This window comes from Agilicoccus flavus (assembly GCF_014857905.1).
Lineage (GTDB): Bacteria > Actinomycetota > Actinomycetes > Actinomycetales > Dermatophilaceae > Agilicoccus > Agilicoccus flavus.
The window spans coordinates 344,470-351,908 of record NZ_JACYXE010000003.1; the positions used below are offsets into that span (position 1 = coordinate 344,470).

Here is a 7,439-nt window from a genome sequence, read left to right on the forward strand (position 1 = left end):
CCCCATGCAGACCGTTCTCGGCGCCAACGGGCAGATCGCGCAGGAGCTGACCCGCGAGCTCTCCCGGGGCTTCACCCGCGACATCCGCCTCGTGAGCAGGAATCCTCGAAAGGTCCACGAGACCGATCAGCTGTTCGCGGCCGACCTGACGGACGCCGAGGCGACGGCCGCGGCGGTCGAGGGCAGCGAGATCGTCTACCTCACCGTCGGCCTGCCGATGGACTCCCGGCTGTGGGAAGAGCAGTTCCCGGTGATGATGGCGAACGCGATCGCCGCGTGCGAGAAGCACGGCGCCAAGCTCGTGTTCTTCGACAACACGTACATGTATCCGCGGACGTCGGCGACTCAGGTCGAGGAGACACAGTTCGCCCCGGTCGGGCGCAAGGCGGCCGTCCGCGCGCGGATCGCGACGATGCTGCTCGAGGCGATGCGCGCAGGGAGCGTCGAGGCCGTCATCGGCCGCGCCCCGGAGTTCTACGGTCCCGGGCAGACGAAGAGCCTGACGAACTCGTTGCTCTTCGACCGGATCGCAGAGGGCAAGCGGCCGCTGGTGCCGGTCGACGCCCACACCCGGCGAACCCTCATCTGGACCCCCGACGCGAGAGTCGCGGCCTGGCCCTCCTCGGCAACACCCCGGACGCGTACGGCCGGACCTGGCACCTGCCCGTCGACCCCGAGCGACTCACGTACGCGGAGATGATCGCGCTGGCCTCGCAGGTCACGGGCCGGAAGATCGCGTACACCACGCTCCCGGCGGCGGCCTTCACGATGGGTGGCCTCGTCAACGCCTCCCTCAAGGAGGCCGGCGAGCTGATGCCGCGCTACCGCGGCGACAACATTTTCGACTCCTCGGCGTTCGCCGCCCGCTTCCCCGACTTCCGCGTCACGACCTACCGCGAGGGGATCACGCAGATCCTCACCGGATGAGCGAGGTCCGAGTCCACCTCAGCGGGCCGCGGCCTTCTTCGTCGCGGCCTTGGTGACGCGCCGCGAGCGCAGGCGCACCTGGCTGCGCGACCCGAGGGTGCGGGTCTCGAGGTAGGGCTGCTCGTCGACGAGGGAGCTGAGCTTCTGGTGCCCGAAGTCGCGGGGGTCGAAGTCCGCGTGCGCGCGGCCGAGGTGCTGGCCGACGACCCCGAGCGTGGCCCAGCCGTCGTCACCCGAGGTCGCGTTGATCGCCTTCGTCAGCGCGCTCTGCAGGTTCATCGTCGGAGCCTCTTTCGCCTCCATGGCCACGGCAGCCCCCGTGGGTGCCGGGTCGCCGGCGGGGGAGTGGGCCACCTGCTCGGCTCCGGCCTCCTCGCCCTCGTCGGCCTGGGCGAGCACCTCGAGGAAGATGAACTGGTCCACCGCCCGGCGCAGCGACTCGGGGGTCTTGCGCCGCCCGAGTCCGTAGACGCGCTTGCCGGACTCGCGCAGCCGGGTCGCCAGGCGGGTGAAGTCGGAGTCGGAGGAGACGAGCGCGAAGGCCTCGACGTTGCCCTGCCACAGCAGGTCCATGGCGTCGATGATGAGCGCCGAGTCCGTCGAGTTCTTGCCGACGGTGTAGGCGAACTGCTGCACCGGCTGGATCGCGTGCCGGTGCAGCTCGGCCTTCCAGCCCGTGAGCTGGGTCGTCGTCCAATCGCCGTAGGCGCGCTTGACGGTCGGCGTGCCGTACTTGGCCAACTCCTCGAGCACGTCCCCGGCGTGCTTTGCCGACACGTTGTCGCAGTCGATGAGCACGGCGATCCGGGTGAAGCTGCTGGCATCGGTATCCACGGACCGACCCTATGCGCCTCATCCGCGGGATCATGGGCCGACCCAGAGCCGGCGCGGACCAGCATCGCGCCCGAGCGGCGGGAGTCCGCAGGCAGAGGCGGACATCGCACCCCTTCGGTGGGCCCAGACCTACAGTCGTGTGAAGGTGATCCCCGCCGCGCGCAGCCGACGGATGAGATTGTCGCCCATCGCGGTGGCCGTGGTGACCTGGCCCGCCGTGCGGAGATTGTCGTCGAAGACGAGGGAGAGCGCCGACTCGGCGAGCATCTTGGCGGTCTCGTCGTAGCCGGGGTCGCCGCCGCCGACCTGGGTGCGCACCCGCTGACCCCCACCTTCACCGAGGACATCGACCGTGAACCAGGTGTCCGCGCGGCGCTGCGCCGAGGGGCCGTCACCGGCCGGGACGAGCGCGTCGAGGCGTCGGCGCAGCGGCGACACCTGGGCGGCGGCGATCATCGCGCCGGCGCCGAGTGCGGTCGCGGCCGCGGAGGGAAGCCACTGGAATCCGGCGTAGTGACCGTAAGTGAAGTCCGGGCCGTACTCGGGGCGCATCCGGGCTGACCGCGTGACGATCTGGGCGTCGATGCCGGGGAAGGGCAGCAGCCAGAGGCCGAGGTAGGGATCGCGACCGGGCGCGCCCTTGATGCGCGCCCGCTTGCCCGGCTGCGCTCTCTCGGCGCGCTTGCGGTCGCGGGCGGCGGCGGCGAGGTCGCGCAGGCGGGCGAGCTGGCCGAGCGCCGATTGCAGCGTGCCGGAGGAGAACCGCGCGTTGGTGTGCACGACGCCGCGGACCTCGAGTGGCACGTCGTCCGGCAGCTGCTCGACGGTGAACAGCACTCCGAGGTCATGGGGGACGGAGTCGAACCCGCAGGCGTGCACGATCCGCGCGCCGGTGGCGACCGCGCGGTCGTGGTGCGCGAGATACATGCGGTCCACGAACTCCGGTTCGCCCGTGAGGTCGACGTAGTCCGTGCCGGCTTCGGCGCAGGCCGCCACGAGCGGTTCGCCGTACTGCAGATAGGGCCCGACGGTCGTGATGACGACGCGCGTCCGTTCGGCGACGGCGCGCAGCGAATCCGGATCAGTGACGTCGGCGGTGAGCAGTTCGAGGTCGCCCAGCGTGGCGTCGACGGCCGTGAGCCGGTCCCGCACCGCCGTGAGTTTGGCCTGGTTGCGGCCGGCCAACGCCCAGCGGCCATCCGGCGGCATGGCTCGGGCCAGGTACTCGGCGGTCAGCCCGCCGGTGAATCCGGTGGCCCCGAACAGCACGATGTCGAACCGGCGATCGGCACGCTCCGGTGAGCTCGGCTGCAGATCTCTGTCTGTCCTCTGCCATGGGTGCCAACCTTTCTCGGATGCGGGCCGGACGCCAGCGCGGGTGACCGCCGGCATGGGAGCGGCGGCAGGCTCCGCTGTCGGTTGCTATGAACGCCGTGGCGGTGCGGCGTCGTGAACGCCGAGGTAGTGGGCAAGCGCCACGTCGGCGTCGACGAGTTGATCTCGGGTGAGATAGTCGACCGGGTCGCCGACGACGTAGCGGATGTCGATCGAGCGGACCTTGTCGACCAGAAGGCGGGTCATGCGTCCCTCGATCTCCACCTCGGGCCGGTGGATCGAGGATCCGGCCGACGTGGACGTGGGGATCACCGTGACGACGGAGAGGGGCGACTCCGACGGCGAGACCACGAGCCCGAGTCGCCGTCCTCCCTGCTCATGCCCTCGTGGCCGGCCAAGATCGATCCGGTAGACGGCGCCACGGATCACCAGGCGTCCGGCTCACCGTGGAGATCCTCATCCGCGAGATCGTCGGCGTCCGTGCGGAATTGGGTCAGCCACCGGTCGTGGTCCAAGAGCCGCAACGCCCGGCGCAAAATGTCCGAGGTGCTCTCGCCGGGCAGGGCTGCCTCGCGCAGGATGCGTTCGTCGTCGGCGGTGGGCCGGAAGCCGATCGATGTGGTCACGGCTCCAGCCTAGGCCTTGTTCAACAAATGTTCGACGCGACGACACAGAGGGAGGCCCGTGTGCAGGGGAGGTCGAGCGAGACGCGGACGATCCGAACGCGAAGTGACATAATTTCGATTATCGGCGTTCAGGCAACGGGAGTAGAAGTAGATGCGACTACTCCCGTTCCTCGAGTCTGACCACGTTTCTGCAGGTCAACCCGCACATCGCTTCTCAACGGCCTCCGACGCTCCGCGCCGAACCTTGCCGGATCCGCGCAGGTCACCGTAGGTTTCCTGCATTAGATGCAGGTTTTCACGACTGAGGTGCGTTCATGCAAGGTGTTCCGGGCTTCGTCCCTCGTGTCCTCCGAGACGCCGAGGTCGGCCTCTTCCGAGCCGACGAACGGGTGTTCGAGGCGATGCTCAACGGCTGGAAAGCACAGATGCTGGCCCGGGGACTGACCACCCAGACCATCGAGGGCCGCTGCCGCCTCCTGTCCCGTTTCCAGGAGTACGCCGGCACGTTCCCGTGGACGTGGAGGCCCGTCGACCTGGACGACTTCATGGCCGAGCGACGCTCGGGCGAGAAGCCGATCAGCCTCACCACGCTGCGGTCGGACAGCAACGCGATCGCGATGTTCTGTGCCTACGTCTCGTCGCCGACCTACGGCTGGGGCGAGTTCTGCGAGCAGACCTTTGGTGATGTCCCCGCGCAGATCGCCTTCGAATGGAACACCCCGCGCCACACGGCCGATGACGCGATCCCGCCAGGGCGGCGAGCGTTCACGCAGATGGAGCTGCAGAAGCTCTTCGACTATCAGGACGACCTCGTCGACCGCGAGTACGCCGCCGGAAGCAAGCGCTGGCTTCCAGCGTTGCGGGACTCGATCGCGTTCAAGGTCTGTTATGCTTACGGGCTGCGCCGCCGCGAGGTGACGATGCTCGACCTGCACGACTTCGGCCCGAACCCGCACGTGCCCGCGTACGAAGAGTTCGGCGCTGTCACGATCCGATGGGCCAAAGGCACCGCAGGATCCGGGCCCCGACGCCGCACCGTGCTGACGGTTCCAGAGTTCGAGTGGGTCGTGGACCTCCTGCGGTTCTGGATCCACGAAGGTGGCCGGGACCGGTTCGCCACTGCCGACCGCTCGGCGGCACTGTGGCCCAGCGAACGGGCCGATCGGATCACGCTGGGTAGCCTTGGGGACGCCTTCGCTGCCGCACGCGACGCAGTTGGCCTGCCCAAGGAGCTCGGACTGCACTGCCTGCGCCACTCCTACATCACCCATCTGATCGAGGCCGGCTACGACCCAGCGTTCGTGCAGACCCAGGCCGGCCACTCCCACGCATCGGTCACCGGCGTCTACACGTCGGTCGGTGACGACTTCAAGCAGAAGACCATCCAGAAGATGATCGCCCGCCGCATCGCGCGCCCCGAGGAGGCGAACCACGATGGCTGAGCAACGACGCATCGGCTACAACTGGAACCTGCGCACCGTGATGGCGCAGCGGAACCTCTGGAAGAGCACCGAGCTCATGCCGCTGCTCAAGTCGCGCGGCATCAACCTGTCCGAGAGTCAGGTCTACCGACTCGTCACCGGAACCCCAGAGCGCATCCCGGCGCGCACGTTCGCCGCGCTGTGTGACATCCTCGACTGCGAACCCAACCACCTGTTCGAGCCGTACGTCGAGATGCGTGCAGCGAAGACGGCCGACGCGCCGAAGCGACCCGAGGACCTCGGTGTGAAGCCGGGCAGCCCGATCGCGCGACGGGTCAGGATCGTCCCGGACGACGAGGATGGCTAGACCCCGCAAGAAGAGCGACCCGGACCGTTGGCCGGTCCCCTGCGGCCGCTGCGGTGAGCATCACCAGATCGTCGCGAACTGGCCAGACGGAGGCGTGTGCCGATACTGCTACCAGCAAGCCAAGAGGACGCGCGGCACTTGCGACTGCGGCCACGAAGGCATCCTCCCCGGCCGAATCGACGGACATCCCTCATGCCGGAGGTGCTCCGGCGTCAAGCTCAACATCGACTGCAAGACCTGCGGCGCCGAAGACGAGCTCTACCGCGGCAGCCGATGCTGGTCCTGCGAGCTCGCTGTCCTCGTCGACCAGCTGCTCAGCAACCCTGACACCGGTGTGACGGCCGCCGAACTCGTCCCAGTAGCCGCGGCCTTGAAGTCGATGAAGAGATCCAACAGCGGCGTGACCTGGATCAGACAACGCCACGTGTCGGCCTTCCTCAAGGACCTCGCGGTGGCGCCCACAATCACCCACGAGAAGCTCGACGAGCTGCCAGGACCAGACCGCACACGCAACTACATCCGAGGCCTGCTGGTCGAGCACGGCGCCCTGCCGCGGCGCGACGAGCTCGTAGTCCGCTACGACCAATGGGCGACCGGTGCGCTTGAACGCGTGAGCAGCGACGAGCACCGCGACGTCGCACGCCGCTACATCCGCTGGCACCTGCAACGGCGCATGAACCAGATGGACACCGTGCCCCAAGGCACGTTCCTGCGATCGAAGCAGAACACCACCGTGGCGATCGAGTTCCTGAACTGGCTCCACGATCACGGCATCACCCTCACTGAGCTTCGGCAGGAGCACCTCGACGCCTGGCTGGCAGACGGGCCGAGCACCCGCAGATTCGTCGACCGCTTCATCCCCTGGGCGACCAAGTGCCGACTCGTCGACCCCGAACTCACCATCGCTCCGCACCGCCGCGGCACCAGCCCGAAACTGTCCAAGTCCGAGCAAGACGCAGCCGTCGAGCGCGTGGTGCACACCGATGAACTCCCCGTGCGTGACCGGGCTGCAGCCATCCTGGTGCTCGTCTTCGGCCAGCACATCGAAGACGTCATCCGACTGACCTGGGACGACGTCACCGTCATTGACGACGTTGTCACGGTCAGGCTCGGGAAGACCGAGTTCGCACTCCCCTCCCCCTTGGACGAGCCCATGCGCCAACTCGCTGCCGCGCCCGGCAACGACCTGACCGCGTCCCACCCGAACAGCAACTGGGTCTTCCGCGGCCACTCCCCCGGCAGCCATATCCAGGGCTCCAGCCTGCGAAGCAGGCTCAAGGAGGTGTTCAGCACTCGGGCTGCTCGACTCGGGACCCTGCACGAGCTGACCAAGCTGGGCCCGGTGCCGATCATCGCCGACGCTCTGGGCTACCACCCGTCCACCATCGAGCGCCACGCCATCGGCTCGGCATCGGTGTACGCGCAGTACGTCGCTGCCGTCCGGCAGGCGTGACTCGGTCAGTCACAGTGACAGGCGCATGACGATTCGGGGTCCGAAGTCATCGAGGCCGAGTTCGTGTTCGACGAAACGCCGACGGACCATCGCTGGGTGAGGTGTCGGGTCCTCGCAGGCATTGAGGCGCGTGTAGAAGGGGGCATTGAACGGGACGTCCTTGAAGGTCGTCCCCGTGATCGAGTTGTAGCCAAGTGAACGTGCGTGAGCAGCGGTCGCTTCCAGCAGCCGACGGCCGACCCCGCTGCCCGCGTGATCCGGGTGCACCGACACTTGGTCCAAAGCCAGGACGCCGTTCCCAAGGTCGCTTGACCGCGCCATGCCGACGACGGTCCCGTCGGCCTCGGCCACTAAGCCCTGATCCACCGGCTGCGGTGGGGTCTGTGAGCGTGGCGTAGAACGAGGTGCCCTCCTGAGCAGGGAAGATGTCGATTGCGACGTCGTCACCCAACCGCTCACGAGAGGCACCTCGTAAG

General features: G+C 68.1%; 10 protein-coding genes. 5 read left to right on the forward strand and 5 right to left on the reverse strand.

Going from position 1 to position 7,439, the window contains the following annotated elements:
- Window positions 1–4: 4 nt before the first annotated feature.
- Together ICW24_RS07390 and ICW24_RS07395 are read left to right on the forward strand one after the other, a co-directional pair.
- Entirely contained in the window at window positions 5–700 is a 696-nt protein-coding gene (locus ICW24_RS07390; RefSeq protein WP_226345064.1) for an NAD-dependent epimerase/dehydratase family protein, read from the forward strand.
- Complete coding sequence (locus tag ICW24_RS07395; RefSeq protein ID WP_226345065.1) at window positions 697–927, forward strand: Rossmann-fold NAD(P)-binding domain-containing protein; 231 nt, start codon at window positions 697–699, stop codon at window positions 925–927. The genes ICW24_RS07390 and ICW24_RS07395 overlap by 4 nt, the downstream gene beginning before the upstream one ends.
- Before the next feature lie 18 nt (window positions 928–945).
- Here ICW24_RS07395 and ICW24_RS07400 read toward each other — a convergent pair whose 3' ends face one another.
- The 4 genes from ICW24_RS07400 to ICW24_RS07415 all read right to left on the reverse strand — a co-directional run bounded on the left by ICW24_RS07400 (window position 946) and on the right by ICW24_RS07415 (window position 3,722).
- Complete coding sequence (locus ICW24_RS07400) at window positions 946–1,761, reverse strand: NYN domain-containing protein (RefSeq protein WP_226345066.1); 816 nt, start codon at window positions 1,759–1,761, stop codon at window positions 946–948.
- 129 nt (window positions 1,762–1,890) lie between these two features.
- Window positions 1,891–3,030 (reverse strand): saccharopine dehydrogenase family protein, encoded by a 1,140-nt coding sequence (locus ICW24_RS07405; RefSeq protein ID WP_307781309.1) that lies wholly within the window; start codon window positions 3,028–3,030, stop codon window positions 1,891–1,893.
- A gap of 153 nt (window positions 3,031–3,183) precedes the next feature.
- Complete coding sequence (locus tag ICW24_RS07410; protein ID WP_307781310.1) at window positions 3,184–3,525, reverse strand: type II toxin-antitoxin system PemK/MazF family toxin; 342 nt, start codon at window positions 3,523–3,525, stop codon at window positions 3,184–3,186.
- Complete coding sequence (locus tag ICW24_RS07415) at window positions 3,522–3,722, reverse strand: hypothetical protein (protein WP_226345068.1); 201 nt, start codon at window positions 3,720–3,722, stop codon at window positions 3,522–3,524. Before ICW24_RS07415 ends, ICW24_RS07410 begins: the two co-directional genes overlap by 4 nt.
- 389 nt (window positions 3,723–4,111) lie before the next feature.
- Between ICW24_RS07415 and ICW24_RS07420 the strand changes: the two genes are divergently transcribed.
- From ICW24_RS07420 to ICW24_RS07430, 3 genes are read left to right on the forward strand one after another with little or no spacing between them, the layout of a single operon-like run.
- Window positions 4,112–5,164, forward strand: coding sequence for a tyrosine-type recombinase/integrase (locus ICW24_RS07420; RefSeq protein ID WP_226345069.1), 1,053 nt, complete (start codon window positions 4,112–4,114; stop codon window positions 5,162–5,164).
- The gene (locus ICW24_RS07425; RefSeq protein WP_226345070.1) at window positions 5,157–5,510 is read left to right on the forward strand and encodes a helix-turn-helix domain-containing protein; all 354 of its coding nucleotides are present in this window, start codon (window positions 5,157–5,159) and stop codon (window positions 5,508–5,510) included. The genes ICW24_RS07420 and ICW24_RS07425 overlap by 8 nt, the downstream gene beginning before the upstream one ends.
- On the forward strand, window positions 5,503–6,963 hold the full coding sequence (locus ICW24_RS07430; RefSeq protein WP_226345071.1) for a tyrosine-type recombinase/integrase: 1,461 nt from the start codon (window positions 5,503–5,505) through the stop codon (window positions 6,961–6,963). The genes ICW24_RS07425 and ICW24_RS07430 overlap by 8 nt, the downstream gene beginning before the upstream one ends.
- Window positions 6,964–6,972: 9 nt before the next feature.
- Here ICW24_RS07430 and ICW24_RS07435 read toward each other — a convergent pair.
- Window positions 6,973–7,439: GNAT family N-acetyltransferase (locus ICW24_RS07435; RefSeq protein ID WP_226345072.1), on the reverse strand; the 467-nt coding region annotated here is incomplete at its 5' end.